This window comes from Acinetobacter soli (assembly GCF_018139125.1).
In the GTDB taxonomy this organism is placed as follows: Bacteria; Pseudomonadota; Gammaproteobacteria; order Pseudomonadales; family Moraxellaceae; genus Acinetobacter; species Acinetobacter soli.
On sequence record NZ_CP073241.1, the window covers coordinates 2,739,945 to 2,754,687 of the forward strand.

A 14,743-nucleotide genomic window follows, 5' to 3' on the forward strand; every position below is an offset into this window, starting at 1 on the left:
AACACAGGGTAAAACGATGAAACAATTACAAACATTGGTTTTTATATTGGGTACAACGGCCAACATTAGTAGTTTTGCGGCTGAATTTTCATTTGATCGTCCCGGAACCGGCTTTGGGACGGGTATAACGCCAGTGGGGAAATTGGCATGGGAGCAGGGACTTCCATCGGTCTCTTACACCGAAGCCAATGTCGATGGGGCTAAAGAACGCGTGACCACCGTCAATGGGGACGTGCTTTTACGAACCGGTTTGACGCAAGATTTAGAATTGCAATTGGGCTGGCAGGGGCCATTTTGGTCGCAGTACAAACGTGCAGGCGTTAAAAATGAAACCCATGGTTTGGGCGATATCAGTGTGGGTTTGAAAAAAGCCATTGATCTGAACGATGACCGACTCACGATGGCAGTATTGGCTCAGGCCGTGATTGCTACAGGCAATGACGAGTTTTCTGCACATGATGATATTTATAGCCTAGGCTCGACCGTTGCCTACGACTACAGCGACTTACTTGAAACTTCGATCAGCATGTTTTACGAAGTTCAAAACAGCAACTGGGCGGTCACTGCAGTACCGACACTGGGCTATAAGTTTGGGGGCAAATGGTCAGGGTTTTCCGAGTTTGTGTATCGTAAAGCCGAAAGTCAAGATTATGAATATGGTCTAGGTACCGGTGTGATTTATGCACTCAATGATCGTACCCAGTTTGATGCCAGCGTTGGTGTGCAACTCAATGGTAATGATCGCGGTTACACCGGTGGTTTTGGTGTGTCTTACCTGTTTTAAATCTAAGGTGTAAAAATATTTATGCAGATGTCGATTCGACTACAAAATAGTATTGCCGCGAGCTTGGGTGCATGGATTGTCTTGATCTTCATGCTTGTGCAACATGCGCAGGCTGCTGAAGGATTACTGTCTCCTGAGCAGGCATTTTCGTTTAATGTTGAATCGACCTCTCAAGATCAGGCTGAATTGTCATGGAATATTCAGCCAAATTATTATTTATATCAACATAAATTTGAGGTACGCCAAGGTAATCAACCGCTCAGCCTGAAACTACCGAAGGCGATTGATCAGTTCGATGATAACTTTGGCCACACCAAAGTTTATTATGATCAGGTGCATTTTTCGATTCGCACTCAACCTTCACAGCACTATCAAGTAACGTGGCAGGGCTGTGCCAAAGATCGGATTTGCTACCCTCCACAGACCTTCGATTTTGAAACCGATGCTGATGGTCTGATCAATGCGCAAAGTACAACTGCGAATGCACCCAAACGCCTGACCGATCTTGCAGGACTTTCATCTGCAAAAAATGAAACCACCGCCACAGCAGCAGATACCGCCACAGCAACCAAACCCACAAGCACAGCGCCAGTGGCACAAGATCAGGCATGGACATCGCAACTTGAACAGCATTCACTCGGCTATACCGTTTTGTTGTTTATAGGCTTGGGTGCCTTACTTGCATTTACACCATGTTCACTACCGATGTTGCCAATTTTGACCTCCTTGATTGTGCGCGAAAGTAAGGGTCTCAAAGCATGGGCTGTGGCATTGACCTTTGTGGTAAGTATGGCGGCTGTGTATGCAGTACTGGGATTGATTGCATCTTCTGCGGGTCTGAATTTTCAGCGCTGGTTACAGCAACCGGCCACCATTATTGGTTTTAGCCTGTTGTTTGTGGTGTTTGCCTTAAATTTATTTGGCTTGTTTGAGCTGAAATTACCACAAGCATTGACCAACAAGTTAGATCGGATTCAATCGGTACAACAAGGCGGTACCCTTGTGGGGGCAGCCGTGATGGGCATTATTTCTGCCCTGTTGGTGGGGCCTTGCATGACGGCACCGTTGGCCGGTACCTTACTCTTTATTGCCCAAACTCAAGACCAGCTTCGCGGCGCGTTGTTGCTGTTCTGTCTAGGCTTTGGTATGGGCATTCCGCTGTTAATTGCCACCTTTTTGGGCAACAAAATTTTGCCAAAAGCCGGCGACTGGATGAACCAGATCAAGGTGATCTTTGCCTTTATTATGCTGGCGCTGGCGATCTACTTTATTCGTCCCTTGTTGCCAGATTTCATCATTCAGCTGTTGAGTTTAGTGTTAGGCCTCGGATTTATCATCTACGCGGTGTATCGACTCGTAAAATATCGCGACCAGTTAAAGTGGCTATATATGGTGCTGTTGCTGCTGGTGATTCCGTTTGTCGCCTATGATCAGTATCAACATACGCAGCGTTGGCTCACCGATACACAGGCCTCAAGCAATACATGGCATGTGGCAAATACGGCTGAAGACTTTCAGAAGCTTTTGCAAAATGCGCCTGCCAATCAAGCCGTGATTATTGATGTGTATGCCGACTGGTGTGTGGCGTGTCAGCCGATCGAGCATCGTATTTTAAAAGATGCCGAGGTACAGACCGCTCTCCAGCCGTATTATCTGATCAAGCTGGATTTAAGCCGTTATGATGCCTCTCATCAGCAATTACTGAATCAATGGGAAATTTTAGGGCCACCCACTTATGTGTTTTTAGATCGTCAGCATAAAGAAATTCGCGGCCTTAGATTGACTGGTGCCTTTAGTAAAAATGAACTTTTGCAACAGGTTCATGCTTTTGAAGCGCAGCGTTAAGACACATCAATGATGTGCAAATTGCTGGATATCACCCGTGTAGCTTTTGACTTGATTTCGACCACAGGCTTTGGCCAAATACAGCGCCTGATCGGCTTGAGTTAAAATTTGCGAGCTATCCTCAGCCTCGTTGCAACTTGCGACACCAAAGCTGGCACTGACCTGAATATGCAGATGTTTAGAGGGCGAAATGATCAGCGTTTCTAGTGCGAGTCTATAACGCTCTGCAACCTGTCGTGCTGCGCGAAGCGAGGTTTGCGGCAACAGTACAATAAATTCCTCGCCACCAAAGCGTCCAATTTTGTCTTGCTGGCGTGAGTGTTGGCGCAGGCATTCAGCGATTGCAATGAGCACTTGATCACCAGTGTGATGTCCATACTGATCATTAATATGCTTAAAATGATCGACATCCAGCAAAATAATGGCATAGCTTTGGGGAGTGTGATCATGCTGTAATGTATTGAGCGCCTCGTTAATGCTACGACGATTTAAAAGATTGGTCAGAAAATCTAGTTGACTGAGACGCTTGATTTCATATTCACGCTCGCGCCATTGAGAAAGTAAAATTTCAAATAAACCAAAAAAGCCAATCAGGATAGGCACTGAAAAAAACACCATACTACCCACCCAAAAGTTATGCTGTGCAGGTGATGGTTTTAGGGCAGCGATATTAAAAACTGGTGCATAGGGAATGTATTGCTTCAGGCTTAGATAGCCAGTTACGAGCAGTAATAAGGTCGCTGGAATCAAGGTAATATAAATAAGCCAGCGGTCAAATAAAATTAAACCAATGACCACTGTACTGATATACCCTACTGCGGTGGCGGGGCTTAAAGAACCCGTCATATAGCTCCCATGGTATAGGATCAGCGCAAACAGATAAATAGTGACAATAGGAATAACTTTCTGGATCCAGATTCTATGTGCATGATAATGACACAGATACATCAAGAAAATTAAAAGAGTCAATGTGAGGCTGCAGACCCACATGTCAATTTTGATTAATCTAATATTTACATATTTCCATAGCTCTGGGTGTAGCAGTACGAAAAGCTTCCAGATAATCCAGCTCAAAATCATGCCAGATGACAGCAGGATGATGAGTTTGCATTTTTCAAGAACCGTCCAATTAATAATAGGATTCTTCATATACATGCTAAAAATGAAAGACCAAAGTCTAGAATTTGTTTTTGTCATGCCAAATTATCCATGACTTCTATTAGATTTCAGAGTTTAAGATAGCATTTATTATGATGTATCAGATATTCCTTCTTATTATTTTTGAAATGCCGCTGGCAAAATGCCAGCTTGCATTTAATCACGATCAAGTTGATGAGCAAATACGGCAAGATCTGAAATAGCCTGTTTGGCATCATCAAACCATGCATTAAACATATGGAAGTTATGCCACATGCCGGTATAGAGTTTGAAATCAACTTTTACATGCGCAGCTTTTGCATAATCGCGAAAGCGCTTGGCATCATCAAGCAAGATTTCTTTTGACCCCACCTGAACCAAGGTTGGTGGCAAACCTGACAGATCTGCAAAAAGCGGCGAAACGCGCGGATCATCACGTGCTATACGTGAGCCGATGTAGTATTCAATGCCGGTTTCAAGTGCTTCAATTGAGAGTAAGGCATCGTGCTTTTTATTTAGGCGCAGTGATTCACTACTCAATGTCAGATCTAAAAATGGTGACATTAAAATCAGGCCACTTGGTAAAGGATCCTGATTATCTTTTAAACGCAGCGCCAGAGCGAGCGCCAGATTTGCACCACAAGAATCGCCAGACAAGATGATATCTTTGGCCAAAACACCTTGATCGAGCAAGATATGATAAATATCGTATAAGGCATCTAATGCTTCTGGAAAACGCGCCTCTGGAGAAAGTGGATAATCGACATGCAGAATTTGCATCTGGGTGCGCGCTGCCAGATCGGTCATAAAGGCACGGTGGGTATTTAAGCTTCCCAGAAAAAAGGCACCGCCGTGAATATGAAAAATAAGCTGTGTCGAAGACGATTGCGGTTTGATTTCCTCGGCACGAACGCCCGCCAAGCGCACTGAACGCACGGTCACGGTTTTATTCACGGGAAAAATCCGGCACATTTGCTCAAGTGCAATTCGCAACGTTGTGGGTGGCAAGCTAAAACGGCTTGGTGTTCGTATCGTGGTTTTTAAAATTGTTTCGGTAAAATATTGTTTCCACATAATTTACAACCTATAGTGGTGTTGCAGATTTTTACAGTTTATTCGCAATATATATGTTTTTTCCCCTGCGATTAACAAGGCTACACTAAATAGTCACATACAAAAATTGCATTATTGTTGTGAGTTTTTAATACTATAACTGTCGGTTAAGACTACAAGGATATTGGACAAAAATGAAAAAAATAGCATTGGCATTAGGATTGCTAGGCGCAACGGTTTTGGCAAATGCGGCCGATCCGCTCAATGGTACGGTATGGAAAACCATTGATGATAAAACCAACCAACCCAAAGCGATTGTCAAATTTACCGAGCAAAAAAATGGCACCTTATCGGGTACCATCCAGAATGTGCTTACACCAGGCCAAGAAAATGGCTGTACTGAGTGTGAAGGCCCATACAAAAATAAACCGCTTAAAGGCGTGACCATTGTTCACAACCTGAAGAATACTGGCGGCACCAGTTATGACGGTGGGAATATCATGGACCCAAAAACTGGTAAAACTTACCGACTCAAAGGTGAGATTGCCGAAGGCGGGAAAAAGCTGAACTTACGTGGCTACATCGGTATTTCTGCACTTGGGCGTAACCAGACATGGGTTCGTGTAAGCTAATTACATTGAGTCATAAATTTGTATTAACAGCCGAATGAGTCATTCGGCTGTTTGCTTTGAACGGTTTAGCCCTTTAATGCCGCATATGTATCGGCATCGAAGCCAACGACAAAACCAGAGTCTGTTTTGAGAACCGGACGTTTAATGATACTTGGCTGCTCAATCAGGGTTTGAATCAGTGTGGCAGTATCAGAAAGTGCTGCTTGTTGTTGTTCAGGGCTGAGTTTGCGCCATGTGGTGCCTTTTTTATTCACTAGAAGCTCTGGGCCGATGTTTTCTAGCCACACACCGAGGGTTTCGGCATCAATACCTTGCTTTTTATAATCGTGAAATGTGTAACGCAAGCCGTTGGCATCGAGTGCATCAAACGCTTTTTTCATTGAACTACAATTTTTGATTCCGTAAATTTCCAGCATGATCATCAACTTTTCTCATCACAAGCGCTTAAGCCTATCTAAAAATCTTAAAAAGCACCAGTGCAACGCCAATCTGTAATCACGTGGAATAACCTTTGCAGAAATACAGACAAGCAAGATGCAGATAAAAGTTTGAAAATGTCATAAGATTGACACATGACAGTGTTTAAATAGATTTAAAAGAAGTATGAAGATATAAAAATAAAATTGGATATTTAAATAGAGAAAACCCGCATTTAATCATCCTGATCATGCGGGTCTCATTTCAACGTCCAATGTCACATCCTTGAAATAACCATCCGGTTATCGTATTCGTCCTACGGCGTCCTATCCCTTTGTCATCCTGACATGTCCCTGTGCCGTGTGTGTATAATGCGCTTAAACCTATGAAATAAAAATACTAAATTTCCACAACAAATGTAGGTTTTTGACGTTTATTCAGTGTACATATGTACACTGAATTAGCTAATTTGATAATCCACAATGACCGGTGCATGGTCGCTAAACCATTCATCTTTATATACCCAGGCATTGACGGTACGGGATTTCCAGTCTGGGGAACACGCATGATAGTCAATTCGCCATCCTACATTTTTAGCACGCGCCTGACCACGGTTTGACCACCACGAGTACAGCTCTGCTTCAGGGCGAACCTCACGAAAAGTATCGACATAACCGAGTTCGTCATAAATATGATCGAGCCATGCACGTTCGTGCGGTAAACAGCCCGACGACTTTTGATTGCCCGCCCAGTTTTTAATATCGATACGCTTGTGCACGATGTTGTAATCACCACACACGATGATCGATTTATTTTCATCGCGCCATTGCTTTAAGATCTGGGCGTATTGCTCTAAAAACACATCTTTACGCGCCTGTGCTTCATCGCCAGAAGATCCAGACGGAAGATACAAGGAGCATACATAGGCTGGCTGTTCGAGGCCCAAATCAAACTCGGCAGCAATAAAGCGACCTTGAGAATCAGCCAGTTCAAAGCCCAAACCGTCCTGAACAGCGCGAAAGGGAATACGGCTATAAATCGCGGTACCTGCATAGCCTGCACGTTCGGCAGGAAACAGGTGCGTATACCAGCCTTCGGGTTTAAATTTGTCGGTCCATTGGGCATGCGTGATGCGGCTTTCTTGCATACATACCACGTCTGCCTCGGACTTTTCTAACCATTCGAGTAGGCCTTTGGTGACCGATGCACGTAAGCCATTTACGTTGATTGAAACGACTCGTAGAATTTTTACATCACTTGGATACTGATCCTTTGGTATCATGCGCAAGTTTGACCTCAATTGATGAATCTGGAGCACCTATGACAACGCCATCGTCTTTTAACCCGCAAGCCTTTATCGAACTCGCGTTATCACGCGGTGTGCTTAAATTTGGTGAGTTTACCTTAAAATCAGGACGTGTCAGTCCGTATTTTTTTAACGCAGGTTTGTTAAACGATGGTGAAGCATTGTCGCTACTGGCGCAAGGCTATGCCGATCAATTGATGCAATGTCAGCATGTCGATGTCATTTTTGGCCCTGCCTATAAAGGTATTCCGTTTGTTGCCGCAACAGCGGTGGCATTATCGCAAGTGCATGGTAAAAGTGTGCCGTGGGGCTTTAACCGTAAAGAAGCCAAAGATCATGGTGAAGGTGGTGTGCTGGTCGGCGCTGCGGTTGAAGGTAAAAAGGTCTGGATTATCGATGATGTAATTACCGCAGGCACGGCCATTCGTGAAGTGGTCACCATTTTAAAAAATGCAGGGGCAACCATTGCAGGCGTGCTGGTGGCACTCGATCGTCAAGAGCGTGGTCAGGGCCAATTATCTGCCATTCAGGAAGTTCAAAAAGAGCTTGAGATCCCGGTTCATGCCTTGATCACCATGAAAGATTTAATGAATTATCTTGAAGCCAAAGGTGAAACTCAAGCGTTAGCCAAAATGGAAGATTACCGTTTGAAATATGGCATTTAATATTGAGTAATCAAAAAGGAAGCATCGGCTTCCTTTTTTTATTTGCGATTACATCGCGTGCGCTGAAATGTCATTAATATCAAGATTGCAGAATAAATCACCATTAAAAACGTCCATTGAACCCTTAGATTCATTTTAGCCAATCGCTGAATGCCCTTATTTATGGGGCTATTGGGCTAAACATGAATTTTACTCAGTTTGCTGTGAAACTAAATCATTTTTATTCATCTAAGGCTTCGGGTATAACTGTCTGCATAGAGAATAGGGGCAGATCACCATGAGTAAAGCGTTTGAATTTTCGATTAAGAGTATTCGTTTTGACGAAAATTATCGTCCAGCCGACAATACGCGCATTACCACCAATTTTGCGAATTTAGCCAGAGGCGAAGCTCGTGAAGAGAATCTGCGTAATACATTGACGATGATCAATAATCGTTTCAATGATCTTGCCCAGTGGGATAATCCAAATGGTAATCGTTACGCCTTAGAACTCGATATTATTTCGGTCGGGATTGATGTTGAAGGCAACGGTGAAACGTTTCCAACGATTGAAATTTTAAAAACCACAATCATCGATTATCAAACCAATCAGCGTATAGATGGTATTGTGGGCAATAACTTTTCTTCTTATGTTCGGGATTACGATTTTAGCGTTTTGCTCTTGGAACATAATAAAAATCAGGCAAAGTTTAGCATTCCAGAAAATTATGGCGATTTACACGGTAAAATCTTTAAGTCGTTCGTCAACTCAGCAGCCTACAAGCAGAACTTTGCCAAGCAGCCTGTAATTTGCTTAAGCGTATCGAACACCAAGACTTATCACCGCACAACCAATGAGCATCCTGTACTCGGTGTGGAATATCAACAAGAAGCTTATTCATTGACCGATGAATATTTTGCCAAAATGGGTCTAAAAGTCCGTTATTTCATGCCAAAAAATAGCGTGGCACCACTGGCATTTTATTTCCAAGGTGACTTGCTGCGTGATTATACCGATCTTGAGCTGATAGCGACCATCAGCACCATGGAAAGTTTCCAGAAGATTTATCGTCCAGAAATTTACAATGCCAACTCAGCCGCTGGAAAAATTTATCAGCCAAGCTTAAAGCACCAAGATTTCTCATTGACACGCATTGTGTATGACCGCGAAGAGCGTAGTCAGTTGGCAATCAAACAAGGCAAGTGGACAGAAGAACACTTCATCAAACCGTACCAAGATATTTTGACGCAATGGGCTGCAACTTACACAGAAACAGGTCATTCGGATAAAAAGACTTACGCTGAAAAAAATTGTGCTGCTGTTTAACTTAAGATAGAAGATTATTGATTATGAAACGTGTATTACCGACATCAACTGCTGGCAGCTTACCAAAACCGTCTTGGATTGCAGAACCTGAAAAACTTTGGTCACCGTGGAAACTCGAAGGCGATGATCTAGTACAAGGCAAACGTGACGCATTGCTTGTGTCTTTGCAAGAGCAGCTACATGCTGGTATTGATATCGTCAGTGATGGTGAACAAACGCGTCAGCATTTCGTGACCACCTTTATTGAGCATCTTGATGGCGTAGATTTTGAAAAGCGTGAAACGGTTCGAATTCGTAACCGTTACGATGCCAGCGTACCAACGGTTGTCGGCGCAGTTTCACGCCAGAAGCCGGTATTTGTAGAAGATGCCAAGTTTCTGCGTCAGCAAACCACACAACCAATTAAATGGGCACTGCCTGGCCCAATGACCATGATCGATACCCTATTTGATGCGCACTATAAGAGCCGTGAAAAGTTGGCGTGGGAATTTGCTAAAATTCTGAACCAAGAAGCGTTAGAATTAGAAGCAGCGGGTGTAGACATCATCCAGTTCGATGAGCCAGCATTTAACGTATTCTTTGATGAAGTCAATGACTGGGGCGTTGCCACACTTGAGCGTGCGCTTGAAGGCCTTAAATGCGAAACAGCAGTACATATCTGCTATGGTTATGGCATTAAAGCCAATACAGACTGGAAGAAAACGCTTGGTTCAGAATGGCGTCAGTATGAAGAAGCCTTTCCTAAGCTACAGCAGTCAAAGATCGACATTATCTCACTTGAATGTCACAATTCACGTGTACCTATGGATCTGATTGAACTGATCCGTGGTAAAAAAGTCATGGTGGGTGCAATTGATGTTGCAACCAATACGGTTGAAACACCAGAAGAAGTGGCAGATACCTTGCGTAAAGCCTTACAGTTTGTTGATGCAGATAAATTGTATCCATCGACCAACTGCGGTATGACTCCACTCGCACGTCACGTTGCACGCGGTAAATTACAGGCCCTGAGTGCAGGTGCCGAAATTATTCGCCGTGAACTTTCAGCCTAAGCGTTTTAATCATCCTGGGGATATAAATGCCTTGGGGTGAATCAGTAAATTCAGTCGGTGACCTGTGCCTGTTGGGCACAGGATTCAATTGAGGAAGATGGGAATGGTTGCAGCAACAGACTTTCGAAACGCAATGTCGTTATTATCCAGTGCGGTCAGCGTTGTGACCACAGCGGGCATGTCAGGGCGCTACGGATTTACTGCATCTGCGGTGTGTAGCGTGACCGATACACCACCTACTTTATTGGTTTGCATGAATCAGTCTGCTAGCTCTCATGCGCATTTTCTCAAAAATAAAATCCTGAGTGTGAATGTACTCGGTGCTCAGCATGAGCAGCTCTCGACAGTGTTTGCATCGAAGCTTAGTCCTGAAGAACGCTTTCAATATGGCGAATGGATTGAGCTGGAAACAGGTTCGCCGGTTTTAAATGATGCATTGGTCAGCTTTGATTGTGAAATCGAGCAAATTCAGCAAGTGGGCACACACACCATTTTTATTTGTCCGATTGTGGCAATTCGTCAGCAGCATCATGAGCAAGGTTTGGTTTATTTCAACCGTGCCTATCATCATGTAGGCGAAACAACGCTGGCATAAATGACCGTTTAAAAACAGATTTAAATATAAAAAATGCCTGTCTCGTGACAGGCATTTTTAATTTAGGCATGTTGTTTGAGCGTTTCAAGCATATCTGCTTCTGGTTCGTAAGCGGCATCCACCTCTTTGGTAATGGCTTGCCCTACAATGACCTGAGTGCCGTTAAATGTCATGGTCGGTGCACCGTATAATGTCCAGCCCTGATTCAAGGCTTTGCTGACTCTTGCACAAAACTGGGCATCGTCTGGACCGGTTAAATAGCGATAAAGTTGCATGTTATATGTGCTCTATTCGATTAACTGTTTCAAGATACAGTGTCGTGTCACTAAAGCAAGCGAGATGATTCCAGCATCTGAGTGCAGTATCTCGATCCATACTTAAGCGGTTATCGTTTTATTTCAGAGATATGCATCATTTGATTTAAGGCAATACTTCAAAAGCTAAAAACTGGGTATTTTTTTGATTTTGGAAGTTATTGTCTGAAACTAAAATGAGTGTACGATGCCCATTGGCCAATGTAGGCCCCCAACTGATGCCTTCAATATTTTCAATTTTGATAGAGTTGTATTGAATCGGAAGTTCAAGAAGTGTTTGCTTAGATATAGATTGGTATTGAGCATTGACTAAACTTGAAATTTGACGCACGTCAGTTGTGTTTGGCTGAATCGTTGCCTTCACAATTCGAATCGTATTGCCTACCAAATCGGCATATGCACGTTCAATCACCAAAAATTCATTTTCACTTAATGCCAGCATTTCTGAAACACAATTGTCTGGTCGAAAGGTCTCTGGTGGGCTGTCTACCGGAATTTTGGGGATATCATAAGCGTATTGCGCTGTGTTTTGTCCTGTGTTGACATCGAATTTTAAAAACCGAATAACGCTACCATTGTTAATGCTGGTCATTGGTCCATCTTGAATTAAGGCATCTTCTGTCGCAGCAAATAATTGTCCTTTGGGTGTTAAGGTCAGTGCTTCAAATAATTTATTACTGCGTCCACCTTGCGTCAGATTATCTTGATAATAAAAAGCTTTTGGAATATCAAATTGTCTAATAATTGAGCCATTTAAGCTATATTCACGGATAAAAGGTTGGTACAGATCGGTGCTGTTGCTGGAATAATTTCCTTCACTTGAGATATAAACATGACCATTTTGAGCCATTCGTATCGATTCTGGATCGATAGTTTTACGGCCTATCGGATGCAATTGATTATTTTCATCATGTAGATAAATCATTTTATTGATGGTAATGGATGATATTTGGTTGGCATCTAGTGCAATATCTAAAACATAGGCACGAGGATTCGCGACTTCACCACGATCGTCCGAGATCGCCCAATAATGACCTTCACTGTCTCGATCAATTCCAGAAATTCCTCCAAATTCAACCCCATTAAACTGAGTTTGGGCAGCAATGTTATAGTCGCCAATCAAGCGTAGCCCACTGATCGAATTGGCTGTAGAGGGAGAGATTGAGGTGCTACTTTGAGAGTTGCTATTTTTACAACTGATGAATAGAAAACTTAAGCTACAGATTAGGCACAAGCGACTCAATTGACGAGAATATGCGTGCATGAATAAAGCCCCCAGTAATGAGTTATAGGTGCTTTAAGCTAAATCCACTCAGTGTCAATTTAATGAATGTGAATCACTTTTAAAAGGATGTGTTTCTTGAAAAACCTGGTGATTCCTTTTCATGCTAAATAATGTTTTTTAATGTCAGCCAAGATAAGCACTTATAGATCGTCGTGCGGTTGAGGAAAGAATTAAGAAATAAGTCTACGCTTAGGGGCAGATTCACTCATTCAAAGCAAATCTGCCCATGCGTATTTTTTACTTCAACAAAATTGCCAGATCAATCAATGGCGCTGTGCTTGACGTACCAATAGTCGATGCTGCCACATTTGGCGTACCATCAACGCTGACTGCTGCGCGTGCGCGGGTATCGCTGCTGGTTGTGGTATTGATATCAACTCGATAAAGCACAGAAGGCCCAGTACTTCCTGCCACTGTTGCCAGTGCCAGACCGTTATCACCACCTGCAATATCAAAGCCGTTGTTGGTGCCCAAGCTGATTCCTAGCCCACCAATTCGGTTAATCGTACCGTTGTTTGGTGGATCTTGTTTGACCAGCGTTTGATTGGTTTGATCAAGATCAAACAGTTCGGTTGCTACACCACTGATTGCAGTTTTGAAGCTGTTGGTATACGCCGCTGCCGTGACAATTGCACCCGCAATGCCATTAATGTCACCATCTTTAATGGTTTCGCCCGTATCGACATTAATACGCAGGCTTTGTCCAGTGTTACTGATCACACGTAAGCGATCCGCCGCAGGGTTAAAGTCCACTGCAAAAGAGGTTCCTTGTAAGCCGGCGTAACTACTACCCGTAGCAGGCTTAAGAGGGGTTACCAAAGTGGCGACGCCTGTATCGGTATTGATGGTATAGAGATTGGCTTTGTTGGTCAGACCGTACAATACGCCAGACTTATCGGTGGTGGTGCGTAGTCGGTAATCGATACCAATAAATTTCTCATCGACCTGTACGCCACTAATTGAACGCTCTTGGACGCTATTTGGTGTGCTCAACGAGAACACCACCAGCTTATTGTTGGCATTTAAGCCAATACCTGTTGCGGTGGTATCTTTGGCACGTTTAAGTGCCAATCCGCGAATGCCTGAAGTATTGAAACTGCTGGCCAGCGCCGCACTATTAAATACGGCAGGGTTACTGGTGCCTACATTCCCAACATTGATTTGATACAGTTTATAGCTTCCTGCCGCTTTTAAGGCCGCATAGCCAACGTTACTCACTGGATCGATATCAAAACCGCTGCCACCTTGGAAATCCAGTCCTTCTGCAAGTCGTGCAGAATTTCCTAGCGTACCTGCATTGGCGTTTTGTAAATAAATACTGTCGGTGGTCTGGTCGATACTAAATAGGCGTGTGGTCGCGGTGCCTGCAAATGCATTGGTATAGGCAGCGGCAACAATGACTGGACTGCTGGTGGTCGGGTTGATATCGAGGTCTGTAATCGTCGCACCAGTGTCAACGTTGATGCGCAGATTTTGCCCTGTATTGGTGATGACACGTAAACGATCGGCTACGGGGTTAAAATTGACCGTAATCAGTTCTGCATCGCCATTAATTTTAGTAAAAGGCGCATTACCGTCAGTAGTATCTGTCGGATCAGCTGTTAACTTTCTTAAGAAAGTCGCTGCACCAGTACTCGGATCGACGGTATACAAATTACCTTGTAAGCCAACGGCATAAAGCTTTTCGTCTTTCGGACGATAATCGATCCCCACAAGCTGATCATTGGCTTGAAGCATGGAGATTTTTTTCGATGATACAATCTGATCTGGCGTGTCGCGGTTTACAGAGGCAATGGAGCCATCTGCAGTTAATATGATGGTATCTCCTGTAGCACTTGATGATACGTTATCATCGCTATCGGAGTCTGAGTTGCATCCTGTAATCAAAAGGCAGCTTGCCGATGCAAGTGCCAATGCCAATATACTTTTTTTCATGAGTTTTATTTCCAGCACTGTTTTGAGTGGTTAAACAAGGTACAAGGAATGAGTGATCAACTTCCCCAGTCGCATTTGTTATTCCGCTGTGTTCTAATTGTGTCCTGTATAAATCGTGAACGATTTACTATTCTTAAGTTAGAGTTGTGATCAAATTTTGTAAATAAAAGAATTATTTTTGATCGATGTAAATTGGTCATTTAAATGTAAGTCTTCACGTCAAATTCACATGGTTTATGGGTAAAAAGTAAACAGTGTAAGATTTTCTACACGCTGATACCGATCTGACTAAACAAATCACTATCATCGAACGCTTGGATGCGTTCACAAAAAATTCACTGTACTGTCGTTACCCTAAAATCGAAAATGATGATGTACCAGTGGCTGTAGCACTTTTTTATTGCATATATTGCGGCA

14 protein-coding genes are annotated in these 14,743 nt (G+C 43.3%); 7 read left to right on the forward strand and 7 right to left on the reverse strand.

The window, feature by feature from the left end; all coding sequences use genetic code 11:
* Positions 1-16: 16 nt before the first annotated feature.
* Positions 17-784: a transporter gene (locus KCV09_RS12645; protein WP_151815160.1), complete on the forward strand. Its 768-nt coding sequence runs from the start codon at positions 17-19 to the stop codon at positions 782-784.
* A gap of 21 nt (positions 785-805) precedes the next feature.
* Positions 806-2,629 (forward strand): protein-disulfide reductase DsbD, encoded by a 1,824-nt coding sequence (gene dsbD / locus KCV09_RS12650; RefSeq protein ID WP_151815159.1) that lies wholly within the window; start codon positions 806-808, stop codon positions 2,627-2,629.
* Between the two features lie 6 nt (positions 2,630-2,635).
* Here the strand turns inward: dsbD and KCV09_RS12655 are convergent, their stop codons facing one another.
* Both KCV09_RS12655 and KCV09_RS12660 read right to left on the reverse strand, forming a co-directional pair.
* The gene (locus KCV09_RS12655; protein ID WP_151815158.1) at positions 2,636-3,826 is read right to left on the reverse strand and encodes a GGDEF domain-containing protein; all 1,191 of its coding nucleotides are present in this window, start codon (positions 3,824-3,826) and stop codon (positions 2,636-2,638) included.
* A 117-nt stretch (positions 3,827-3,943) separates the two neighbouring features.
* Positions 3,944-4,840: an alpha/beta hydrolase gene (locus KCV09_RS12660; protein WP_119025551.1), complete on the reverse strand. Its 897-nt coding sequence runs from the start codon at positions 4,838-4,840 to the stop codon at positions 3,944-3,946.
* A gap of 173 nt (positions 4,841-5,013) precedes the next feature.
* Between KCV09_RS12660 and KCV09_RS12665 the strand changes: the two genes are divergently transcribed.
* A complete protein-coding gene (locus tag KCV09_RS12665; RefSeq protein ID WP_004933856.1) occupies positions 5,014-5,451 on the forward strand; it encodes a DUF2147 domain-containing protein in 438 nt (145 codons plus the stop codon).
* Between the two features lie 65 nt (positions 5,452-5,516).
* Here the strand turns inward: KCV09_RS12665 and KCV09_RS12670 are convergent, their stop codons facing one another.
* Together KCV09_RS12670 and KCV09_RS12675 are read right to left on the reverse strand one after the other, a co-directional pair.
* Positions 5,517-5,867, reverse strand: coding sequence for an arsenate reductase (locus KCV09_RS12670; RefSeq protein WP_039909803.1), 351 nt, complete (start codon positions 5,865-5,867; stop codon positions 5,517-5,519).
* A 461-nt stretch (positions 5,868-6,328) separates the two neighbouring features.
* Positions 6,329-7,150 (reverse strand): exodeoxyribonuclease III, encoded by an 822-nt coding sequence (locus KCV09_RS12675; protein WP_151815157.1) that lies wholly within the window; start codon positions 7,148-7,150, stop codon positions 6,329-6,331.
* Between the two features lie 38 nt (positions 7,151-7,188).
* On the opposite strand from KCV09_RS12675, the gene pyrE reads away from it, so the two are divergent.
* From pyrE to KCV09_RS12695, 4 genes are all read left to right on the forward strand, one after another.
* A complete protein-coding gene (gene pyrE / locus KCV09_RS12680; RefSeq protein ID WP_004933866.1) occupies positions 7,189-7,839 on the forward strand; it encodes an orotate phosphoribosyltransferase in 651 nt (216 codons plus the stop codon).
* 277 nt (positions 7,840-8,116) lie between these two features.
* Positions 8,117-9,145, forward strand: coding sequence for a DUF1852 domain-containing protein (locus KCV09_RS12685; protein ID WP_212515232.1), 1,029 nt, complete (start codon positions 8,117-8,119; stop codon positions 9,143-9,145).
* A gap of 23 nt (positions 9,146-9,168) precedes the next feature.
* On the forward strand, positions 9,169-10,197 hold the full coding sequence (locus KCV09_RS12690; protein ID WP_055415526.1) for a methionine synthase: 1,029 nt from the start codon (positions 9,169-9,171) through the stop codon (positions 10,195-10,197).
* Positions 10,198-10,300: 103 nt separating this feature from the next.
* Positions 10,301-10,792 (forward strand): flavin reductase, encoded by a 492-nt coding sequence (locus KCV09_RS12695; protein ID WP_004933877.1) that lies wholly within the window; start codon positions 10,301-10,303, stop codon positions 10,790-10,792.
* Positions 10,793-10,854: 62 nt separating this feature from the next.
* Here the strand turns inward: KCV09_RS12695 and KCV09_RS12700 are convergent, their stop codons facing one another.
* The 3 genes from KCV09_RS12700 to KCV09_RS12710 form a co-directional block, all read right to left on the reverse strand.
* Positions 10,855-11,067, reverse strand: coding sequence for a DUF1737 domain-containing protein (locus KCV09_RS12700; RefSeq protein WP_004933879.1), 213 nt, complete (start codon positions 11,065-11,067; stop codon positions 10,855-10,857).
* Positions 11,068-11,212: 145 nt separating this feature from the next.
* On the reverse strand, positions 11,213-12,370 hold the full coding sequence (locus KCV09_RS12705) for an esterase-like activity of phytase family protein (RefSeq protein ID WP_212515233.1): 1,158 nt from the start codon (positions 12,368-12,370) through the stop codon (positions 11,213-11,215).
* A gap of 258 nt (positions 12,371-12,628) precedes the next feature.
* Positions 12,629-14,326, reverse strand: a complete 1,698-nt coding sequence (locus tag KCV09_RS12710) for a DUF4394 domain-containing protein (RefSeq protein WP_151815154.1) — start codon at positions 14,324-14,326, stop codon at positions 12,629-12,631.
* Positions 14,327-14,743: the final 417 nt, after the last annotated feature.

Excerpts from the sequence above, each read along its gene's own strand:
- KCV09_RS12685 (WP_212515232.1), top strand. The coding sequence starts at position 8,117 with ATGAGTAAAGCGTTTGAATTTTCGATTAAGAGTATTCGTTTTGACGAA.
- KCV09_RS12705 (WP_212515233.1), bottom strand. The coding sequence starts at position 12,370 with ATGCACGCATATTCTCGTCAATTGAGTCGCTTGTGCCTAATCTGTAGC.
- KCV09_RS12670 (WP_039909803.1), bottom strand. The coding sequence starts at position 5,867 with ATGCTGGAAATTTACGGAATCAAAAATTGTAGTTCAATGAAAAAAGCG.
- KCV09_RS12700 (WP_004933879.1), bottom strand. The coding sequence starts at position 11,067 with ATGCAACTTTATCGCTATTTAACCGGTCCAGACGATGCCCAGTTTTGT.
- pyrE (WP_004933866.1), top strand. The coding sequence starts at position 7,189 with ATGACAACGCCATCGTCTTTTAACCCGCAAGCCTTTATCGAACTCGCG.
- KCV09_RS12660 (WP_119025551.1), bottom strand. The coding sequence starts at position 4,840 with ATGTGGAAACAATATTTTACCGAAACAATTTTAAAAACCACGATACGA.
- KCV09_RS12645 (WP_151815160.1), top strand. The coding sequence starts at position 17 with ATGAAACAATTACAAACATTGGTTTTTATATTGGGTACAACGGCCAAC.
- KCV09_RS12665 (WP_004933856.1), top strand. The coding sequence starts at position 5,014 with ATGAAAAAAATAGCATTGGCATTAGGATTGCTAGGCGCAACGGTTTTG.
- dsbD (WP_151815159.1), top strand. The coding sequence starts at position 806 with ATGCAGATGTCGATTCGACTACAAAATAGTATTGCCGCGAGCTTGGGT.
- KCV09_RS12655 (WP_151815158.1), bottom strand. The coding sequence starts at position 3,826 with ATGACAAAAACAAATTCTAGACTTTGGTCTTTCATTTTTAGCATGTAT.
- KCV09_RS12710 (WP_151815154.1), bottom strand. The coding sequence starts at position 14,326 with ATGAAAAAAAGTATATTGGCATTGGCACTTGCATCGGCAAGCTGCCTT.
- KCV09_RS12690 (WP_055415526.1), top strand. The coding sequence starts at position 9,169 with ATGAAACGTGTATTACCGACATCAACTGCTGGCAGCTTACCAAAACCG.
- KCV09_RS12695 (WP_004933877.1), top strand. The coding sequence starts at position 10,301 with ATGGTTGCAGCAACAGACTTTCGAAACGCAATGTCGTTATTATCCAGT.
- KCV09_RS12675 (WP_151815157.1), bottom strand. The coding sequence starts at position 7,150 with ATGATACCAAAGGATCAGTATCCAAGTGATGTAAAAATTCTACGAGTC.